The 439-nt window shown below is 71.8% G+C and carries 1 protein-coding gene; it reads left to right on the top strand.

Annotated features, from left to right (window positions below; all coding sequences use genetic code 11):
* Nucleotides 1-18: 18 nt before the first annotated feature.
* A partial coding sequence (locus tag G3I78_RS48595) for a hypothetical protein (RefSeq protein ID WP_164437042.1) occupies nucleotides 19-439 on the top strand: 421 nt, incomplete at its 3' end.

Below are 439 nucleotides of genomic sequence, written 5' to 3'. Positions count from 1 at the left end.
CACGACACCTTCTTCGGCGTGGCCCGCGCTCACGGCCCCGCCGACCTCTTCCTGCGCGCCCTTCTCGTCGCCGAGATCGACACCGCCCTCGACCTCGCGCGCGCCGCCTCGTCGCTCAGCCCGGCCGAACGCTCCACGCTGGTGGGCAGCGGCTCGGCCCTGCTGGGCCAGCGGCATCAGCGCCACGGAAGCGGCCGACTCGTACACCCACCAGAGGACTGCACAGCTCCCCCGGCCGACGAGCACACCGCACAGCTGCGCTGGAAGTCCGGGCACCGCCTCTTCTTCGCACACCTCCAGGCCATCACCGTGACCTGCGGATGCGCCGTCCACGCACGCACCGCCGCCGAACAAGCCGCGTACCTCGACCACACCGTGATGTTCTGCACGAGCGCCGCACTCGCCATGCGGCACGCCGCGGACTTCGCCCCCGAACTCT

Origin of the sequence: Streptomyces sp. SID13726, from assembly GCF_010548375.1 — a bacterium.
Taxonomy (GTDB): domain Bacteria; phylum Actinomycetota; class Actinomycetes; order Streptomycetales; family Streptomycetaceae; genus Streptomyces.
This window is presented reverse-complemented; position numbering and strand designations above follow the sequence as displayed.